Source organism: Thiovibrio sp. JS02 (assembly GCF_053485635.1).
On record NZ_CM130715.1, the window covers coordinates 2,496,564 to 2,515,605 of the forward strand.

The window sequence follows — 19,042 nt, forward strand, 5'->3', positions numbered from 1 at the left end:
CCTCTCCATCCCTCTAATAACTCCGATGGCATTGTACGCACAGATCCTTGGTGCCACTCTGTTTCAGGTGATACTTGAAATCAGTGCCCATGGGATCGTGGCAGGTGAGGCAATCCATGGCCTTGCCGGTGCGCTGGTCGATGACCTTTTCTCCCACCGGATGGCTGAAGACACCCTGGGTTTCATGGCAACGCGAACAGACGGCGTTGCCGTCCGCCTTGAGAAGGGCAAAACGGTTGGCGCCATGCGCGTCATGGCATTCACTGCACTGCTCTATTTTGGAATGGTGGTGCAGGCTTGCCCGCATGCGTTCGCCGGTGTCCCCATGGCAGGAAAGGCAGAGCTGGGACTCTTTTCTCTTCAACAGCTTCCTGTTGTCGCCGGCGTGGGGACTGTGACAGAGAATGCAGGTATTCCCGGTCATGGAAAGCAGATGATTGTGGGGGGTGAGCATCTGCTCCCGGACGCCTGCATGGCAGGAAAGGCACAGACCGCTGTCGGCAATGTTCTTGCCGTGGCAGGTGGCGCAGCCCTGTTCAAAAGGCGGATGCACATACTCCCGCAACAACCCTTTCCGGCTGCTGCCATGGGGCGTATGGCAGGAAAGGCAATCCTCAACCCTGGTCGGAAATCCCTGGTGCCCGGCCAAGGCGTCCGGCTCCTTATGGCAGGGAAGGCAGAGCTGCGCAACCCCGCTTTTCAAGAGTTGCTCATGGCTGCTCTGGTGGGGCTGGTGGCAGACGGTGCACTTCCCCTGCGCATAGGGTTTATGGGCGACCTTATACTGCTGCACCGCCTGCTCATGACAGGAAGAACAGAGTGCGGCCAAAGGCTTGTTCAGCAGGCCGGCCTGCCCGGAAGCATGGGCGGCGTGGCAGGCGGAGCACTCCCCTTTTTTGACGGGCTGATGTACGATCCCCCGGCCAAACTCCTCTTCCTTCTGCCCATGGCAGGAATAGCAGAGCCCCGCCCCTTTTTCCCGCAAAAGGCCCTCATATTTTGCCACATGCGGGTTGTGGCACTTGCCGCACTCCCCTCGGGCAACGGGGGAATGCACCGCGGCGCCCTGGAACTTCTTCCGGTCATGGCATTGAAAACAGCCGGATTCCGCGGCGGCGACGGAATACCCCCCCGCCAGGAGACCGACAAGCACGAGAAAGATGAAAGTGCGACGCATTACTTGTTCCTCCCGGGATGGCAGGCTTTACAGTTCCCCTGGCCAAACGGCGAATGGCTCACCGGATAGAGCAAACCCTTCCTGGCCGAGCCATGGGGGTCATGGCAGCTCAGACAGGAGGCGCCGGAAGGAATGACGCCGCCATGCACATTGACGAAGCGCGGGGTATCGTCGCCATGGCAGGCCCGGCAGAGGGCCGAAGGCTCTGTTTTCAGCAGGGCCGCATTCCCCGCCGTATGGGGAAGGTGACAAAGGGCGCAGTCCTGCCGGGCCGGGATGTGGGCAATGCCGCCAGCCCAGTTCGCCGCCACCTCCTGATGGCAATCAAGGCAGAGATCCGGGCTTTTTTTGACAAGAGCGCCACGCACTTCCGAGCCGTGGGCGGCATGACAGCCGCCGCAATTTTTGGCCCGCACCGGCTCATGCACCGTCTTTGCCGCAGCCAGATCCTGGCCGATGCCTGAATGACAGGCAAGACAGATCTCTCCCCCCTCCTTCCGCATGAGAAGGGAATAATCAGCGGCATGGGCAGTATGACAGGTGAGACACTCGCCATTGCGGAAAGGAGGATGCCTGGAAACGCTTTCCTGCTGTTTGCGCTGGTCCTTATGACAGGTCAGGCAGAGCCCGCTCACATTTTCGCCTCGCAGCAGTTTTTCTTTTCCCCCTCCCTGGTGCGGATTGTGGCAGGAACTGCAATCCCCGGCGGCAAAGGGCTGATGGAGGTTGAATCTGTTGAGTTCCCTCTCAACGTCTTGATGGCAGCGCAGGCATACGGCAAGTTCCTTCTCGACAAGCAAGGCCTTTTCCGGGGAGGAATGCGGTTTATGGCAATCTCGACATTTTCCCTCGGCCACCGGCGCATGACCGCCCGGACCGCCCCCATACTCGGCCTTGGCGTGGCACTGATAACAGAGTTCCGCCCCACCGGCAAACTTCACCCCCTGCCCTTCGCGTTTTCCGTGGGCGAGGTGGCAGGAAAGGCAATCCCCCGTGGCAAAGGGGGCATGTTTTTTCTCCTTATTTTCCTTCTGATCGTGGCATTTCAGACAGAGGGCTTCCGGGCGAACGGCAAGCAGGCCGTTGTGCTCGCTGGCATGCACGGCATGGCATTCCGTGCATTTACCCTGCGCAACCGGGTCGTGCAGCAAAGCGGAACCGGCGGCCTCCTGGGTGTGACATTTTCCGCAAACGCCAGAAGGTTCCGCAGGGGCGGTCAGAGTGGCGCCCGGTTCGGCCCCATGGCAGGAGCGGCAGTCACCGGCACCGACCGGCCCGTGCAGCACGGCTCGCAACAACCCGGCCTTCTCGGTGCTGTGCGGATTATGACAGCTGGTGCAGCCACCGGAAAGGGCATAGCCGAAATGCGCCGCCATAAAGTTCTGCTCGTCACCCTTGTGGCACTTCTGGCAAAGAAGATCGGGGCTCTCCTTCAGCAAGGCCGCCTGCCCGGAGGTATGCGGAGCGTGACAGGTGACGCATCCATCCTGTACCGGTGCATGCACGGTTTGCTTCGCAAAGGGGGCCCGGTCATGGCAGGAATAACAGATCTCATTGCCGGCCTTGAGCAGAAGAGAGGGTTGCTCCGAATTGTGAACAGCATGGCAGGCCACGCACTTTCCCTGGGCAAAAGGGGGATGCACCGAAAGGCGCCCTTCCTCGGCAAAGGTCTTGCCGTGGCAGCCAAAGCAGAGTTGCGGCATCTCCTGCCGGAGAAAAACGCCGCCAATGAGGCCATGGGGAAGATGGCAGGTATCGCAGGCCTTTTCCCGCACAGGGGCATGGGCCTTGCCCGTCTGAAACTTGAGCGCCATTTCCGCATGGCAGTCAAGGCACCCCTTGCGGACCGCCTGGGGCCGTGTCTCCTTGACACAGGCCAGGACAAGAACACCGGCCGCAAGCACCAGAAGCAGACTAACTGTTTTTCGCACTGTCCTTTGTCTTTTCAAGCTCCCTCCGCACTTTTCCCCATTCCTTACCATCCACGGCGATCTCGGAAAGGGATTTCAGATTTTGCAGAAAATCCCTCTTGGCCTGCTCGTATTTCTCCTGTCGCAACTGCATCTCCAGCTTCTCCTTGATCGCGGCCAAGGGAACCAGCTTTTTCTCCTGCTGGCCCATCAGCTTCACCAGGGCCATGCTTTCGCCATGCGCAAAAGGCTTGCTGATCTCGCCCTTTCTCAACGGGGCAAGCGCCAGGCGCACCTGCTCATCCAGATGGTCGAGCGGCACCCGCCGGACAGGCGCTCCGCCATGCACCTTTTCCCTGGCGATCTCAAAAAAATCCCGGCCCTGAAGCACCTCGCCCCAGACCTTTTCAATGAAGCCCTTTTCCCCATCCAGCAGGGCAATGCTCACCATTTCCGGTTGGGTAAACAGTTCGGGATGGGTATCGTAATACCGTTGTGTCTCCTCGGCGGCAAGCTCCGCCTTGGGCTGCACGAAACGTTTTTCAATCTCCTTGGTCAGCCGGTGCCGACGATAGAATTGATACGTCTTTTTGAAGGGCTCTTTTTCTTCATAATGGCGGTCCATTGCCTCCCAGGAAATCAATGTCTGAGAAATAATATTTCCCAAAACATTTTTTTTCATGGCTTCCTGATCCTTTGCCGCGAAATGAAACTGCTTGCGAAACTTTTTTTCTTTTTCAAGCTGGGTCCAGAATGCCCCGACATCGATGTTATCCCGGTTTGTCTGGATCAGGATTTTCTTGGCATCATCCCCGACAGGCGCATCTTCGCCCACGGCCTTGAGGAGTTCCTCGTCCACCCGCACCGCGAATTTTTTTTCCAGGGAGGCGACAAGCCTGGCCGTCAGTTCGGCGGACTTCTCCTTTTTCAGGATGTCGATGATGCCGGCCCTGGCCTTGTGGAAATCCTCCTTGTCCGGCGCAAGCACAGAGTCCAGCTGCAGGACCACGACTCCCTTCGGCATGACGATGGGCGCGCTCACCGTGCCGGGAACGGCGCCGGCCAAGGCCTTCCGCCAGCTTTCATCGAGCTTCTTTTCCCGCACCTCCAGACTTTGATAATACTGCGGCCCATCCTCCTGGTTCACCGCCTCGGCCAGCTCCTTTACCGAAATCCGCTTTTCCCGCAAATCATCCGCCTTGGCCGCGGCCCCCTTCTCCTCGGAAAAGACAAAAATATTGAGCAGCCAGCGCGGGCAATACTCCTGTTCATAGAGCTTCCAGGCCTCCGCGTCGGCAACGCTGACCTTCCTGTCGACCTCTTCGCTTTTAAGGAGCATCAGGGCGCGCACCTTCAAAAAGGTTTCCACCTTTGCCAGAAAGCCGGGGTCACGGTCAAGCTGCATCTTTTCCGCTTCCTGGGCCAGCAAGACCCAGTCGATGAACGGCTCGGGCGTTTCCGGCAGAGTCATGCCTTCCTCCTGCCAATTCGCCCACCAGTCGGAAAAATCAGTCGCCGTATACTGCGTACCGTTCACGGTGACCAGCACCCGCTCTCCCCAGGACCAGGCCAGGACGGGAGCCGGCAGCCACATGCCAAGCAGACCGGCAAAGAGCATAACGCAGCATATCAATCGTGGCATGGCACGAAACCCTTGCTTTCCCATAACGTCAGAATCTCCTGCGTGACGTGTTTTGCCAGACTCGTCACGGTATTGATCAAGCCAAAATGCATCATGGTCCGGTACTCAGCCCCTTCACGCCGATGGATGGTGGCAAAGAGAAGCCTGCCGTCCTGGCCGTCATATACCCGGACCTGCACCGAGATGGAAGGGTTGACAAATTCCTTGCCGACCTGCTCATCCATGGCCAGGATCTCGGCGCCGATCAGCCGTTCCACGCCCAACCGCGAGGCGATGATCCGCAGTTGCTCCGGGCTGGGCTGTTCCCAGGGCCGCAGACGCAGCTGCCGGTAAATTTTCCGTACGTCTCCCTCCAGGGCGATACGCCAGTTTCCATATCGTATCAATTCCGTCATGAAAATTCGGTAAAAAATTTGCCCGCCCGCCGTAAAGCCGCTCTTATTGGCAAAGGGCAGCAGGGCAACGCTGCACGCCGGGGTAAAGGCCTTTACGGAAAATTCCTGCAGATATGGTCTCTGCGCGGCACATCCCGGCAGAAGGCAGAACAGAACCAGCCAGCAGACCAGCAGAACCTTTTGCCTCCTTCCCGGTGTTTGTTCTTTCACGCTGAAATCATGCCTCTTCTAAAAATCCTCGGGAGCCAGCCCGGACACCACAACCTCGGGTTCCTGCTCCACCTTGCCGGCGGCACTCCGCAGAGGATTGTTGATTGTTCGCCGCACCTTGTTTCCCAGGATATCCCTGGCAAAAAGAACAAAACGCAGGCCTTTTTCCTGTTGGGCGGCAAGCGGCACGTTCAGTTTTGCCGGCAGACTGTTGCCGCTTTCCTCATGCACGAGTCCACCGGCTTTATCGTGAATCTCAATGCGCCAATAAGCCAGGGGAACCTCATCGTCGTGCCGCAGGTCAACAATCAACTCCTCCTGTTCCTGTTCAACGGCAATATCGAGGTTGGGAGCCCGGCGCAGGATCTGCAAGCGGTCGGAAACCGTCACTTTATTGGCAGCCCGGTCCCAGGCGGTGAAAAAAACATCATAAAACCCATCGGGAAGCTGCATGCCGTCCCGGGCCTGTCCCCGCCAGACGAGACGGTCCGGCAGACTCCTTCCCTGCTCGACCATGAGCACATTGCCATCCAAATCCGCTATGGAAATTTCCCAGCGGAGAATCGGTTCCGGATCGAGAACAACGGGGACAATGGCCACCCTGTCGCGCAGGACCGCGACATCATGCAATTGCGGGGCATTCACCTGCAGGCGTAAACGCGGGGCAGAGCCATCAACCAGATAGCTGCCCACGAAGATCTCGCTCTGCCCGCCGGCAGGGTCTGCCAGATTCAGCATGACCGGATACCGCCCGTCGCTGCCTGTCGCTTGCCAGACCGCCTCATAGAGGTGCTCATCGGTTTTGTATTCGGCCACAACCTTGAGATCCCCCACCTGCAGGGTTACTTCCCCGCGGCTGTCAGCCCCCCGATCGCCAACGAGCCTTACCCGGCAGACCACCGGCTCGCCGGGCTTGACCACCTCAGGCCTGAGCTGCACCAGATCAAGGACTCGGGGCGTGACCTGCGCCAGCCCTCCGATCAGGTCCCCCGGCATGGCGGCAAGCAGTTTTCCGACAACCAGTTCTTCCACATCCTGAAGCGTTTGCGGTTCGGCAAGATCGAGGAGACGCTGCATGTCCGCCTTGCAAAGCTCACTGCTGCCGGCCCAGATTATTTTCGCGTCCGCGGTTCGCACCAGTTGCAAGGAGGCCCCCAATGCCGGGGGGTTTTCCTCCCGTGCCTGGTTCACCGAACCAAGAAGGATAAAATCACAGGCCATATCCTCCTTCAGGCGAACGACATTCTGTGAATCCAGGAACCCCAGCCAGCGGATCCTGTTTCTGACCATAAAATCGATCAGATCCGCCTCGGCAAGAACGGAAATCCCCTTTTCGCGCAACTTCGCGGCCAGGGAGCGGGTCATGGGCAGGTTATAACCGTTGGCTCCCATGCTGAGATCCTCAATGGGCATCACCGCGAGGGTGATGGCCCGCTCCTGGGCAAAAGCAGGAGCTGCCAGCAGAGCGACAACAACCACCACCGCCGCCAGGACACAAAGATATGCTCTTTTGCCCGTGCGCGGCATGCCTCAGCTCCCCCCACCCTTGGGTATGGTGCTTAAGATCTCATTGACGAGTTCCATGGTCACCTGGAAGGAATCGTGGGCGGCCAGGCCGAAAAGCCGTCGCAGGACAGAGTCTCCGCTGCCATGGCCGCTCGCCTGCCAGATCACCACGCCGCTTTGCACCTCCAGCATGCGCACGGTCAGATCCAATTCCGGGTAGACATTGGAACCCTTCCGGTTTTCCCCGGAATGATCGATGGTACCAAAGAGGATCGCCTGTACGCTCATCCGCTGGCCAAGCCGCTGCACGGCATGCCGATCCAGGGGTTTTCCCGGGTCGATGCCCTCTTCCCGCAGAATGCTGTCCACCATGCCCTTGTCCACGGCATCGAAAAGCCCCATGGAAAGAAGTTGGGTATTCATGATATCACGGACCCGTTCCGGGGCAAATTCATCCTTGCTGTTGTTTTCAAAGGGGAGGACTGCAACATTTTTCACAAAGCCGAAGTCGACATTTTCCCGGAGAAAGTTTTCCGAGATGGTCGGCACACCGCAACCGGCGAAAAAAATAGAAAGGCAGGCCAGCAGGATCGCGGTGGCGGCAATATTTTTCCTCATGGGCGCACATGGCGTTGTCATTATTTTCTCCGTAACGATTCTCATCCTCTTTGTCCTTCTCCAGGGCCGCAAACGGCTACTGGGTGGTGAAACGGGCGATCAGCTGCCCTCTGATCAACCAATCCTCCTCAACGCTGCTGTCCGTATAATAGGCGTCGCCCTGCAGAGTCAGCGCACGGCTCAGACTCCAGCTCAGAAAATACACATAGCGGTTGATCCGCTTGGTTGTTTCACTGAAATCATACCCCACGCTCATCTGAATTTTTTCAGTGGCCGCCACCGCCGCCGACAGGGTGAGAGAACGGCTTTCCAGCCGCCCTTCCAGCCATCTTTGCCGACCATAGGCAAGCAACGACAGCATGTCCGAGGTTCGCCAGTTCACATTGAGACCGGAATCAATGGTGTCGATTGTGGTTTCCGTGGCCATGGTCCGTTGATATTCACCGGAGAGGTCCGCGATGACGTCGGGGATCAGCCTCGCGGTCAGGGTAAGGCGCGAGGTATAATGACGGCTCGCCTCGTCGCTCTCTTCCTCCACCGCGCGGCCATAGGTCAAATCCAGGCTGCTGTCCAGGTCAGGGTAGAGGGCGGCGCTGGTGTAGAGGCCGACATCGTGACTGGTCCGTTGGAGCAGATCCCCTTCATACTCCTCGGTTCGGCTCAAGCCAAGGTTCATGTCCACGGTGGGAATGGGGGGAGAGCTGAAATTGAGGCCGTAAGTCCGGTTGAGCGTTTCCGGCAGATCCCCGTTCTGCTCCAGGGTTTCACTCAAATCCAGGGAAGAACGCAAATAGGTGGAAGGATCCCAACGCAGATTACCGGCCTGCGAACGGCGGTCATGGGTGACTCCCGAGGCATAATCGCCGTTTTCCACGGAAAGGCTGTAAGCCATGAACACGGTGGGCAACACCTTGTATCCCATGTTGAAATCGGAAATGGCGGTTGTGCTCTTCCTTGCCTGCTCCACCGCCGTGCCGCTGGAGACAACCCGACTGTACACCTCCACTTCAGTGAAATCCACCTGCGTCAGGGAACTATTGGTGATGACCAGCTTGAGCCAGAGACGGCGTGGTCCGCCAATGCTTAAGACAAAACGCCGCTCCACCGGATCATAGGTATGGCCGATGCTGGTGCCGATTTTCTGCCAATCGGTGCCGTTGGCGCTGGTGTACAGGTCAAAGGTAAAGCTGCCGGCATGGGCGGCGTCGTTGTTTTTGGTATAGAGATAGAGAAGATCAACCTGGGAAAAATCAACCTTGACTGCAATATTCACCGGCGGATTGTCAATCCCGTCGGTAAAGAGTCCCGAGGCAGTTTCCGTGTCGCCGTCGTGGAGCTGGGTGTTTCCGCTGAGTTCGCCGCCGCTCGTATCATCGGGCGTGGCATCCTTGCCGGTCAGCACCTGGGATAGACTCTGCGGGATGAGCGCAACCCCTCCGGCCCCGACCGAGGTGGAAGATTCACTCTTGTTCACTGAATATTGCTGGGAAAAGCGCAGATCGAGCCGATCATCCCAAAAGGCCCTGCCGGTGTCGAACTTGGCAAACTGGCTGGTGGCGCGACTTGTCGCCTGGGTGGCATTGTCGGTATGCCGACTCCTGTTGATGTTGTAATAGGTACGGCACAATTCCAGATCCCAGTCAACCGAGGCATTCTCGCGGCTTCCCTCGGTGTCGTTGACGCTGGGGTCTTCATCGTCACGGGCGAAATCCTCTCCGTAACTGGCCCGCAATTTTGGCCAGAATCTTTTTTCCCAGTTACTTGCCCATGTTGACTCCCATGAAGTATTGCGTCGATTGGCCTGGGTTGAATCACGGCGCTGACTGGCGGAGCCGAAGAGATCCAAAAGAAATATGTCGTTGTCCACGGCAAAACGAAGATTGGGATCAAAGGATTCCGTGTCCCTGTCCTCCTCCCATCTCCGGTTATAGCGCATTGTCTCGCTCAAAGAGAGAGCCTCGGTAAGGTGCTGCGACAGATTGAGGTTATAATTGAACGCGCTATCTGTGGCATCACCGTCGCTGGCGTTCTTTTGCTGCGCCATGGTGGCGGTTACCCCCTGGGCGGCGAAGGCCTCATTCACCCCCATCTGCGTCAGCCCCAAAACCAACAGGCAGAAAGAAAAAACAAGAGAGCTCCCGATTTGCCACATCTCTCCTATCCTTTCCTCCTGCCTGTTGCCCTGCGTAAAGGCTCAACCGCGTTTTCCCGCCGGGATCGAGGCGGTTATCGCCCGCTGCAAGCCAAACCAGAGCAATTCAAATTCGTTCTCAATGCCCCCCACGATCGGGTTTGCCCGGGGCAGTGGCCAAAACCGGCCTGCCGCGAATTGTTCACCACCCCGGCTAAATGATAACGTGCATTCCCTATCTGCTTGGTTTGTTCTTCGGGTTGATCCGGTCATAGGATTTGGGCGCATGACAACCAACCACGCAGGTGCCGCCGGTTTCCTTCTTGGTCAGGGAAATCGGGTAGGACCAGGCCCCAAATGGCACTTCGTAGCGAATATGCTTGGCCTGATTGCTGGCATGGGCATCATGACACGCCACACAGTTACGCCCTTTCTTCATGTTCACATGGAAATAGTGCAGGTTGTACTCACCGTCCCGGAAATTCGTCAGGGTGTTGGTGAACTTCTTCTTGGCTATCTCCTTGTTATGGCAGCCAAAGCAGAGGTCATAATTCTCCGGGCTGTAATCCTTATAGAATTCCTCGGGATAGTAGCGCACCAGCATCCGGGTATTCTTGGAGCCATGCACCTTATGGCAGGCGGCGCAGTCTCCGGTCTGCACGGGACCATGCCGGTTCTTGCTGCCGGTGACCTGATCGCTCAACTCGTCATGGCAACTGAAGCAGAGCGCTTCCGTGGTATTCTTCAAGAGAGGCTTCACATTGGAGGAGTGGGCACGATGACAATCGGTGCAACGCCCCTGATCCACGGGTTCATGTTTGTATGTCGCCGTTTCAATATCCTGATAGACTCCCGGGCTCAGCTTCTTGTGACAGCTGGCGCACAGAGCGCCGCCCGGCTTGTGCAGCTGGTAGCGGGCTTCGGAACTGTGCGGGTCATGGCACTGGTTGCAATCCTGCGTCACAGGCTGATGCACATACTTCATGGAAAACTCGTCCTTGCGGTCCTGATGGCACTGGAAACACACCTGTCCATTCTCGGGCGGGGCTATCAGCAACTTCTTGAATTTTCCGGCATGGGGCCGGTGACAGGCGATACAGTCCCCCGCGCCGACCGGGCCATGCCTGTGCGCTTTGGTGAAGATCGCTGCTTCATGGCAGTTGAAGCAAAGGCTGCTGACGCTTGCCCCGTTGCCACGCAGCTGGAAGCGCATCGGCGACTCATGGGGATTGTGACAGTCGGTGCATCCCTCCTTGACGGGAGCATGAACGACACTTTCGTTGAATTCCTCCCTCTTCCCCTGATGACAGACCAGACACAGCTCCTGGCCGGAACGTTCCATGGATTTCGGCAGATAGGAACCATGGGGACTGTGGCAGGAAATGCAGACACCGGCGCCCACCGGCCCATGCACATGGGCGGCCTTGCCCATATTGTTGTGGCAGTTGCTGGTGGTGCAGTTGGCCTGCGCCGGAGTGATCTTCTTGAAATCAAATTTCCCGCGCCTTTTCTTGTGGCAATCCTCACAGGAAAGGGCGGAGGGGTTGGCATGAACATAAAAACGCTTATAGCCGGACGGCCCCTTGCCATCCTTACCGACGGACTTTGCCGGCAGATAATACACCTTGACCGTCTGCTGCAGCTTGCCGGCGGAAAGCACAATGCCGTTCTCCCCCTCCCGCAGGGTGATCAGGGTTCCGAAGGCGCCGCTGTCAACGGGGAGAACCTCCTTGCCATCCTTGGTGGACACCCCCTTTATCGCCACCTCTTTCGCCTCGCCGCCGATCCTGCCGACAAGAAAAAGATTTTTCTCCGTCACCCAGACTCCGGAGGGGGGAGAAACAACCGTTAATCCCGCCGGGCCATCAGGCTCTTCAGCGGCCAACACCGGGGAACCCAGGAGACAAAGAGCTGCCGTGGCGACAAACAGCCCCCAGCAGGAAACGATACCCCACCCGGGAGACCTTTTCAGAAAATTTCGAACAAAGCCCGTTTTCAAAATTCTTCCTCCCAGTAATGTTTCCGCCACGACTGTACAGCCACGCCCGAACATCCTTGTTTCTTAACGCTAACACGGCACAGGCAAGTTACCAAAAAAACACCGCGCAGTCCATGCACTCGGACAGGCTGGCGCGGTGTTTTTTTTAACTCTGCGATCCGGGTTAATTATACATCATCCTTGGTGGTATGGCAGTTGAAGCAGCCACCGGAGCCGCCAGCATGGGCATCCATGTCGGCATAATCCCAGCGGAGCAGGTCGTCATTGGCACTGCCGTGGGCACGGTGACAGGAGATGCAGGTCACTATGGCATCGCCCTGGGCGGTATAGACGTTGGCCACCCGGGTGCTGGCATCGCTAACATTCGCGGAAGCCACCGGAGACTCCACCACATAAGGGTTGCCGACCCCGCCGTAACCCGCGTAATCGGCCTTGGCCCGGACGTTCCACATGTCGAAATCGGTGGGATGGCGAACCCAGGGCGAGCTCATGTCATTGCCGTAGCTGATCCCCATGGTCGCGTCGTCCGCATGTGCGGTCGCGGAGGAGTGGAAGTTGCCATGGCACTTGGCGCACAGGGCGCTGATGGTCGCGGTGGAATCCGCAGCGTCCGTGGCGCGGTCAACGCCGTAGTAGACGTTATGGTCGACGGCGCCGGAGGTGTTTTCCCAGTCATCATCCTCAAGCCCCTTGATACCAGACAGGAACCGGTAGCTGCTGGCAAGATCACTTCCATCCACGTAGCCGTTAACGCCGCCCGAGTTGTTCTTGCCATGGTGGGCGCCGCTCATGTCCGCATAGGAATCCGCGGCCGCGCCCCCGCCATGACAGCCATTGGTGCCCGCGCAGGTCAAACGGCTGGCATCGGTGTACGTGGCGTTCAAAGCAACGTTGAAACCCGGCGGGGTATTGACAAGAGTTGCATCCGCGGCGTCCGTGATCCCTTCCACGTTATGCCCCTTCCGATCCGGGTTATCCGCCGCATTCCTTACCCAGTAGAAACTGCCACCGGCCAGCGTGGCCGCCGGCTCAGCCGCCTGGTTGACATAGGGGATGTTATTGGTCGCCCCGCCGACAGTCGTATTGGTGGACGAGGTGTGGCAGCCCACGCAATCACCCTTGGTAAGGGCACGATAGACATTACTGTCCGCGGCACCGGCCACGTCGGTGCTCATCGGGTCTCCATCCTGGCTGTTGTGCATGGTGTGACAGTCCGCGCACTGCCCCGCAACCTGCGCACCCGCGCCGACCGGGGAAAGACAGAGCGCTCCCGCCAGCAGTGCCGAACCCAGCGCCAATTGTCCATTCATTATTTTCTTCATTTTCTGCATCCTCCCTTCCTGGTTACTGACTTTTTTTGCTGCTTTTCCCACAACCCCTCCGGTTGCAATGACTCTTCCCTTACCTGCTCTCTCTTCCCTGCATCCCTCTTCCTTGCCTTCTTCCTTCGTCGTTTTTTTTATTTGGCTTACCCCCAAACCCCATCCCCCGTCAAGGGGGTGGGCACCGGTGGCAGACGGCTGGAGGGGACGTTACCGTCTGCCACCGGGATGGTGAGGCCCTTTGCTGCTACTTTAAAAACCTTTCCTCAAACTCCTTATCCTCGCGGACCCGACCCAACCGGAAGCATCTCGCGCCCACTCGTTTTATTATTCTCAATTTCTTCCATATTCATCATATTATCACACAACTTTATTATTATCACAAAGCAACTTGTGTGCCACCAAAAAAACAGTATTCTGACGCGGCAAATTGTCGCGAAAAATCTGCAAGATAAAGTCCACATGGGGCAAGAGGGTCGCAGGACGGGTAACCAGTATCTGACCACTCATGCCCAGCTACTGGTTTTCAAAAGAAAAAACCGCATGGGATCATTTTGCGCCCGCCCAGCATGATCCCGCCAAGACGTGCAAAGTTCTTTGCGCCGTGCAAAGAACTTTGCACCGGTCAGGAAAAAGGGTTCTCGATACGATAATCAGAGATCTTCTTACGCAGGGTGGTGGGGGAAATGGCCAACTGCTTGGCGGTTTTGGTGATATTCCAGTGCAGAGCGAGCAACGTCTTTTCCAGATGTCGCTTTTCCGCCTCGGCAAGGGTAACCGGGTCGAACTCCTTGGCGGAACAGGGGGGAACCTCCTCCACCAGAAAGAGTTGCAGATCTTCGGCAGTGAAAATCTTGTCGGTGGCAAGGGCAATGGATCTGGTCAGAACATTTTCCAACTCGCGGACATTCCCGGGCCAGTCGTAGGAAAGCAGTTTCCGCATGGCGTCTTCGGTGAGGGTCGGCTTGGGACATTGCAGCTTCAGGGCAATCTTCCCCAGCAGGGAGTCGACCAGAAGGGGGATATCATTACGACGCTCCCGCAACGGAGGCATGTAGAGAGTGGAAACGCTGAGGCGATAAAAAAGATCCTTGCGGAAACGGCCATCAGCCACAAGTTTCTGCAGGTCGCAGTGGGTGGCGGCAACCACCCGGGCCCGAAAGGGAATCGATTCGAGTCCCCCCACCCGCACGAACTCCTCCTCCTGCAGAACCCGCAACAGCTTTCCCTGCAAGTCCAGAGGCATGTCCCCGATTTCATCCAGGAAAACCGTGCCTCCGCTTGCATACTCGAGTTTGCCGATCTTGGGGCGATCCGCGCCGGTGAAGGCCCCCTTCTCATGGCCAAAGAACTCGCTCTCCAGAAGGGTGGGCACCACCGCCGAACAGTTGATGGCGACGAACGGCTTGTCCGGAGTGCCGGCCTCATGCAGCAGTCTCGCCGCAAGCTCCTTGCCGGTTCCGCTCTCCCCTTGAATGAGCACGGTCACCTTGCTCCGGGAAAGAAGGCCGATTTTTTTGTGCAGCTCAATCAGCTTGGGATGGGCGCCGATCATCTCCAACCGGTAGTTGCCGGTAAAACCGGACTCCACCTTGGTCGGGATCACGTCTTCCTGGGCCCGATGCCGCGCCACCCTTTCCACCATGGCAAAAATATCATCAAGATCAAGGGGTTTTCGCAGATAATCAAAAGCCCCGCGCCGCATCGCCTCCACGGCGGCGTTATTATCCGCCTCCCCCGTCATCATCACCACCGAGGGTTTGCAGGGAATATCGAGAAGACAGACCAAGGCGCTCAGCCCGCTCTGATCGGGAAGATTGAGGTCGAGAAAGACAAGGTCGGGCGCAAACCCCTTTGCCTCGGCCACCCCGGGCTCGGCGGCATACACGCAACGCACCTCATGCTGCTTGATCCCCAATTGAATCTGCAAGGACCGACAGAGCGCCTTGTCGTCATCCACAATCAAAATCTTCATCCCCACCACCTCAGAACAGGTCAACCCCCCAAAAAGCATGAGCACCACAAAAACCCATCACCAGTCCGCTGAAAAAGCCATCCCTGACTTTCTCAACCACCGGTTGGCCGAAAAAAACCTTGGCCGACCTCACAATTTGCCGGCTCTTTCAGGGCCGGCAAACCCCAGCGACACGTCCCTCTGCCGCCAACAGCCTGTTTTTCAACGGACTGTTAAAAACTTACCCCAAATAACCACGCCGGTCAACGCGAACCGCTCCAGTCAGACCCATGGGGAAAATCGTTTCACCAAGAATACGCGGTTGTCAATTTTTCGATTTGCCTCTATAAAATTTATAGGGTATTATTTGACTTCCTCTCTCTTTACATGCGCTTTCAAAATTTGTAACACCTTCTTCTTTTTTTCTGCACGTCTTCGCGACAACAGTAAATTTGCATCTTGCATTCAATGCATAAGGAAGAGAGGTGGTCCTTTGAAAAACAAGTCTTTTCTCCAGGCAGTCGTACTGTTTTTTTTCGTATCATTCTGCACATTTATCACCACAGGCGCCGCGGAATCCTTCCCCTTCCGGGCCATCTCTCCGGGCGAACGCATCCCTGACGTCAAGGTGGCGGGACTTGCCGCGGGCAAGGAAATCGCCCTCCGCCCTCCCCAGAACAGACCGGCCCTCCTTGTCTTTTGGGGCGCGGATCTGCCCACCAAAAAAGAACGCTCCATTCTGGCACTCCGTCAGATTCGCGAGCTGCTCCCCTTTCTTGCCGAAAAAAAGGTGGATCTGCTCATTGTCAATGCCCAGGGGGATGCCCAGGCCGTCGTCAATGAAGTCGTTTCCTCTTCCGGGATGACCGAGCCTGTTTACATCGACCAGGAACAAAAGGCCTACGGCGCCCTGGGCATTTTCGTCATGCCCTCCCTCCTCCTCCTCGACAAGGACGGCACCGCGGTCGCCGGCCTGGGCTACAGCAAGGAGATGAAACAGCGCCTGCAGGGGGAGATAGAGATCATGCTGGGAGAAAAAACCCGCGCCCAGGTAGACGCGGAACTCAACCCGACCATGAGTGACAAGAGCAAGGAAGACAAGGATGCCACCCGGCACCTGAACCTGGGCAAGGTCATGAGGGACAAAGGGCAGCTGGAGTCAGCCCAGCACGAATTCCAACAGGCCATCGCCCTCAATCCGAAACTGGGCGAAGCGTATATCGAAATGGGCTGCGTCAGCGTGGAGCTTGGCAAACTGGAGGAGGGACAGGATGCCCTGGACAAGGGACTCGACCTCTTGCCCGGAGGTTCTCTGGCCGGAGAAATCTGCAGCGCCCAGATCAAGGCGGCAAAGGGCTCCGTGGATGAAGCACTGGATGACCTCCAGCCCCTGGTCTTCCGCAACAACCGTAACCCGCAACTCCACTATGCCATCGGCTCCTTCCACGCCGCCAAAGGAAAACACCAGGAGGCGGCTCAGGAATTCCGCAAGGCATACGAACTGCTCGCCAAGCAGCAGGAGCACGAACAATAATTTCGATGGAGCACAGCCACAACGCACCCAACCTCAACAACGGACAGGGAACCGATGCATAACTCGACCACATGCCCTTGGCACAGTCGGAGGCCGTCAGACAACAGCATGGTGCTTGCCATGCTGTTTCTTTTTTTTCTTTGCGGTCAATTCACCCCCCGGATCGCACTGGCGGAAGAACCTGAGATTCTCACGCCAGTAGCCTCCGCCACGATATATGCGCGAAAACCGGTTACCCATCTGGTCCTCCGCCAGCAGGACAATATGACCTTGAATCAGATCCGGGTCCGCAGCGGGGATCTCCTCCTGTCGCCGCAGGGCATGTGGCAGGCGCAGGGATCGTATTACCTGCATTTCCGGCTGCCGCTCACTCCGGGTAAGAACAATTTTGAACTCATTCCTTCTGAAAAAAAAATCACCATCAGGTATCGACCGCTTCGCTCCCTGCTCAATGCCGACCTGAACGCCAAGGAGGTGTACCTTTTTCACCGCGATGAGATTCTGCCGCAAAGCTGCACCCTCTGCCATGACCCCAAAAAAATCAAGCCCTCCGAAGGGATCACCGGCGACGCCCAGCCTGTTTGTCAATCCTGCCACAAAAACATCCTGGAAAAAACCACCTGGCAGCACAGCCCCGCCGCCAACACACAATGTCTCGCCTGTCACCAGAAATCAGACAGTCCGTTCAGGATAGCCATTCCGGAAGGCAAGGTGGAAACCATCTGTTTCCGATGTCATGTGAACAAAAAGGCATGGCTGACCAAGTCACACATCCATGGCCCGGTCGGCACCGGAGACTGCACGGTCTGCCATAACCCCCATGGCGACAACAACCATTCCCAGCTCTGGGCCGACGGTCAGGCCGAGCTCTGCGTCGCCTGCCACACCGACAAGAAGGCCATGATCCAGGAAGACAGCCCCATCTATTATATCCACGGCATCTTGAACGGCGCCGGCTGCGTCGCCTGCCACAACCCCCATGCCACGGACCACAGGTTTCAGCTCTATAAACCGATCAATCAGCTCTGCACCGGCTGCCACACCTCCCTGCAAGGCGTGACCAAGGGCCATCCGGTCGGCGGCCATCCGGTGGAAGGGGTCAAGGATCCGCGCAGGACGGAAAGGATGTTTGCCTGCACCAGCTGCCATAACCCCCACGGCTCCGACTATAAATTTCTCTTGATCGGCGACATTCTCGGCGGCCATGTCTGCAGCCAGTGCCATTACTAAGAGGGAGAATTACCGCATGTATTTTTTTCTTTCCGGGCCGCACGCGAAGGCCTTTGCCGATAACCGAAAAGACACGAGGCCAACGACCGCGCATCGGCGTGGGGCCGTTTCCCTCGTCAGCCTTACCCTCATGGTCCTGCTTTTCGCCCTGCCGCCTTCCGGGCGGGCCGAAAAACCCGCTTCCGCCAAGGAACTCATCGGGGTGGTCACCATTCTGAACGAAGACGCCCAGGGAGAACCCCTCCGTTTCCCCTCCGCGGTGGCCTGCTCCCGCGACGACGATGAACTGTACGTGGTGAACGGCGGCAAGGGAGGAATCGTCATTTACGACAACGACTTCTTCCCCTATCTTTTCCTCGGTCCCGGTCGGGGCATTGATGCGCCGCAACATATCTTCTTCGACAGGGAAACCGGCAGGATATTCATCTGCCAGGGCGCGACCAGCAAGCACCCGCCCAAGCTCTCCATTCTCAACGCGGCCTTCTTCCCGGTGGCGGAAATCCTTTTCACCGATATCCCGGGCGGAGAGAAATTTTCGCCTGCCCGGGGCGCGCTGGGCAAAAACGGCAACATCTATCTGGTCGGGGCCAACACGCGGGGGGTGCTGGTCCTTGACAAGAACGGCGGTTTCCTGCGTTGGCTCTCCCCGGTCGACAAGCTCCATCCCAGGCAGAGCCAGGAGGAAATCACCGAGGAGGAGGAAAAGTCACCGGAAGAAGCCGCGCCTTCGGCTCCCGGAGCGGCAGAGGCCACCGATGCGCAAAGCCCGGATGATACGGCGGCCGAAAAAAGCACCGATGCCGCGACCGATGCCGCTCTGCTCGGCCTGCCCACGGAACTGCTGCCCAAATCCAGAAGCAAAAAAATTCCGGTGGCGAGCGACACCATGCTTGAGCCGGTTCTACTCAACGACATAGCCATCGGTCGGGACGGCCATCTCTTTCTTCTCAGCGAGGAGACAAGCAGGGTGTACGTATACTCGGCCAGCGAAACCCCCCTTTTTTCCTTCGGACAAAAGGGCGGCTCCAGCGGCAAGATGAGTCGGCCACGCGGCATTGCCATCGATGAGAACAAGAAATGCATCTATGTCGTCGATTACATGCGGCATACGGTTCTCGTCTTTGACCTTGGCGGCAAATATGTCTTCGAATTCGGGGGCCGGGGCAGCGGACCGATGTGGTTCAATTTCCCCAATGCCATTGCCGTGGACCGCAAAGGAAATCTGGCGATTGCCGATCTTTTCAATAACCGGGTCCAGATTCTCAAGGCGGACTTTGATATGACCTTTCCCATCTTCCAGAATGTGAAAACCGTCCAACCGGGTCAGGAAAGCGAAACGCCGGCAGCGGAAAGCGAAGAAGCAACGCCATGATGGATGCCCCCACCAGGGCGGACAGCGGCAAAACAGTATCCG

General features: G+C 57.6%; 13 protein-coding genes. 3 read left to right on the forward strand and 10 right to left on the reverse strand.

Annotation, left to right across the window (positions count from 1 at the left end; translation table 11 throughout):
• Positions 1-13: 13 nt before the first annotated feature.
• The 10 genes from ACUUL3_RS11445 to ACUUL3_RS11490 all read right to left on the reverse strand — a co-directional run bounded on the left by ACUUL3_RS11445 (position 14) and on the right by ACUUL3_RS11490 (position 14,885).
• The gene (locus ACUUL3_RS11445) at positions 14-1,177 is read right to left on the reverse strand and encodes a cytochrome c3 family protein (RefSeq protein ID WP_448551476.1); all 1,164 of its coding nucleotides are present in this window, start codon (positions 1,175-1,177) and stop codon (positions 14-16) included.
• Complete coding sequence (locus ACUUL3_RS11450; protein ID WP_448551478.1) at positions 1,177-3,108, reverse strand: cytochrome c3 family protein; 1,932 nt, start codon at positions 3,106-3,108, stop codon at positions 1,177-1,179. The genes ACUUL3_RS11445 and ACUUL3_RS11450 overlap by 1 nt, the downstream gene beginning before the upstream one ends.
• Positions 3,092-4,729, reverse strand: coding sequence for a peptidylprolyl isomerase (locus ACUUL3_RS11455; protein ID WP_448551480.1), 1,638 nt, complete (start codon positions 4,727-4,729; stop codon positions 3,092-3,094). Before ACUUL3_RS11455 ends, ACUUL3_RS11450 begins: the two co-directional genes overlap by 17 nt.
• Positions 4,717-5,334 (reverse strand): hypothetical protein, encoded by a 618-nt coding sequence (locus tag ACUUL3_RS11460; RefSeq protein WP_448551482.1) that lies wholly within the window; start codon positions 5,332-5,334, stop codon positions 4,717-4,719. The genes ACUUL3_RS11455 and ACUUL3_RS11460 overlap by 13 nt, the downstream gene beginning before the upstream one ends.
• Positions 5,335-5,352: 18 nt before the next feature.
• The gene (locus tag ACUUL3_RS11465; RefSeq protein WP_448551484.1) at positions 5,353-6,861 is read right to left on the reverse strand and encodes a hypothetical protein; all 1,509 of its coding nucleotides are present in this window, start codon (positions 6,859-6,861) and stop codon (positions 5,353-5,355) included.
• A 3-nt stretch (positions 6,862-6,864) separates the two neighbouring features.
• On the reverse strand, positions 6,865-7,458 hold the full coding sequence (locus ACUUL3_RS11470) for a hypothetical protein (RefSeq protein WP_448551486.1): 594 nt from the start codon (positions 7,456-7,458) through the stop codon (positions 6,865-6,867).
• Between the two features lie 76 nt (positions 7,459-7,534).
• Positions 7,535-9,610 (reverse strand): hypothetical protein, encoded by a 2,076-nt coding sequence (locus tag ACUUL3_RS11475; RefSeq protein ID WP_448551488.1) that lies wholly within the window; start codon positions 9,608-9,610, stop codon positions 7,535-7,537.
• 214 nt (positions 9,611-9,824) lie between these two features.
• Positions 9,825-11,408, reverse strand: coding sequence for a cytochrome c3 family protein (locus ACUUL3_RS11480; protein ID WP_448551490.1), 1,584 nt, complete (start codon positions 11,406-11,408; stop codon positions 9,825-9,827).
• Positions 11,409-11,755: 347 nt separating this feature from the next.
• Positions 11,756-12,910: a cytochrome c3 family protein gene (locus ACUUL3_RS11485; protein WP_448551491.1), complete on the reverse strand. Its 1,155-nt coding sequence runs from the start codon at positions 12,908-12,910 to the stop codon at positions 11,756-11,758.
• 625 nt (positions 12,911-13,535) lie between these two features.
• On the reverse strand, positions 13,536-14,885 hold the full coding sequence (locus ACUUL3_RS11490; RefSeq protein ID WP_448551493.1) for a sigma-54-dependent transcriptional regulator: 1,350 nt from the start codon (positions 14,883-14,885) through the stop codon (positions 13,536-13,538).
• Between the two features lie 472 nt (positions 14,886-15,357).
• Here ACUUL3_RS11490 and ACUUL3_RS11495 point away from each other — a divergent pair, with 472 nt between their 5' ends.
• The 3 genes from ACUUL3_RS11495 (at position 15,358) to ACUUL3_RS11505 (ending at position 19,000) form a co-directional block, all read left to right on the forward strand.
• Positions 15,358-16,398 (forward strand): tetratricopeptide repeat protein, encoded by a 1,041-nt coding sequence (locus tag ACUUL3_RS11495; RefSeq protein ID WP_448551495.1) that lies wholly within the window; start codon positions 15,358-15,360, stop codon positions 16,396-16,398.
• A gap of 120 nt (positions 16,399-16,518) precedes the next feature.
• Positions 16,519-17,628, forward strand: coding sequence for a cytochrome c3 family protein (locus ACUUL3_RS11500; RefSeq protein ID WP_448551497.1), 1,110 nt, complete (start codon positions 16,519-16,521; stop codon positions 17,626-17,628).
• A 16-nt stretch (positions 17,629-17,644) separates the two neighbouring features.
• On the forward strand, positions 17,645-19,000 hold the full coding sequence (locus tag ACUUL3_RS11505) for a 6-bladed beta-propeller (RefSeq protein ID WP_448551499.1): 1,356 nt from the start codon (positions 17,645-17,647) through the stop codon (positions 18,998-19,000).
• Positions 19,001-19,042 lie beyond the last annotated feature (42 nt).

What these genes read in the sequence shown, in the direction of transcription:
- ACUUL3_RS11455 (WP_448551480.1), bottom strand. Translation starts at nt 4,729, where the DNA reads ATGCCACGATTGATATGCTGCGTTATGCTCTTTGCCGGTCTGCTTGGC.
- ACUUL3_RS11505 (WP_448551499.1), top strand. Translation starts at nt 17,645, where the DNA reads ATGTATTTTTTTCTTTCCGGGCCGCACGCGAAGGCCTTTGCCGATAAC.
- ACUUL3_RS11475 (WP_448551488.1), bottom strand. Translation starts at nt 9,610, where the DNA reads ATGTGGCAAATCGGGAGCTCTCTTGTTTTTTCTTTCTGCCTGTTGGTT.
- ACUUL3_RS11465 (WP_448551484.1), bottom strand. Translation starts at nt 6,861, where the DNA reads ATGCCGCGCACGGGCAAAAGAGCATATCTTTGTGTCCTGGCGGCGGTG.
- ACUUL3_RS11470 (WP_448551486.1), bottom strand. Translation starts at nt 7,458, where the DNA reads ATGAGGAAAAATATTGCCGCCACCGCGATCCTGCTGGCCTGCCTTTCT.
- ACUUL3_RS11500 (WP_448551497.1), top strand. Translation starts at nt 16,519, where the DNA reads ATGCTGTTTCTTTTTTTTCTTTGCGGTCAATTCACCCCCCGGATCGCA.
- ACUUL3_RS11490 (WP_448551493.1), bottom strand. Translation starts at nt 14,885, where the DNA reads ATGAAGATTTTGATTGTGGATGACGACAAGGCGCTCTGTCGGTCCTTG.
- ACUUL3_RS11485 (WP_448551491.1), bottom strand. Translation starts at nt 12,910, where the DNA reads ATGAAGAAAATAATGAATGGACAATTGGCGCTGGGTTCGGCACTGCTG.
- ACUUL3_RS11445 (WP_448551476.1), bottom strand. Translation starts at nt 1,177, where the DNA reads ATGCGTCGCACTTTCATCTTTCTCGTGCTTGTCGGTCTCCTGGCGGGG.